The organism is Mesorhizobium sp. M1A.T.Ca.IN.004.03.1.1 (genome assembly GCF_003997555.1).
Lineage (GTDB): Bacteria > Pseudomonadota > Alphaproteobacteria > Rhizobiales > Rhizobiaceae > Mesorhizobium.
Window position 1 is genome coordinate 1 of sequence record NZ_RZTV01000065.1, and the last position, 409, is coordinate 409.

1 protein-coding gene is annotated in these 409 nt (G+C 66.3%); it reads left to right on the forward strand.

Features of this window, described 5'->3' with window-relative positions; all coding sequences use genetic code 11:
* Positions 1-409, forward strand: a 409-nt coding sequence (locus EOD29_RS30695; RefSeq protein ID WP_164763886.1) for an ATP-binding cassette domain-containing protein, incomplete at both ends; no start/stop codon positions are given.

Here is a 409-nt window from a genome sequence, read left to right on the forward strand (position 1 = left end):
CTCGAGGTGCCGGAGGTCATGCGCGGCCGGCCGCTGAAGCAATTGAGCGGCGGCTGGCAGCGGCTCGCGATGCTTGCCCGCAGCTGGGTCAGCGAGCCTGACGTGCTTCTGCTCGACGAACCGACCAACCATCTCGATCTCGAAAGGATCGCGCAGCTGGAAAGCTGGCTGAATGCGCTGCCGCGCGAGGTGCCGGTCATTCTCTCCAGCCATGACCGCGCCTTTCTCGATGCGACGACCAACCGGACGTTGTTCCTGCGGCCGGAGCAATCGCCGGTCTTCGCCCTGCCCTATAGCCGGGCGCGCACTGCCCTCGACGAGGCCGACGCTTCCGAAGCCCGGCGCTACGAGCGCGACATGAAGGTGGCGGAGCAGTTGCGCAAGCAGGCGGCGAAGCTCAACAATATCG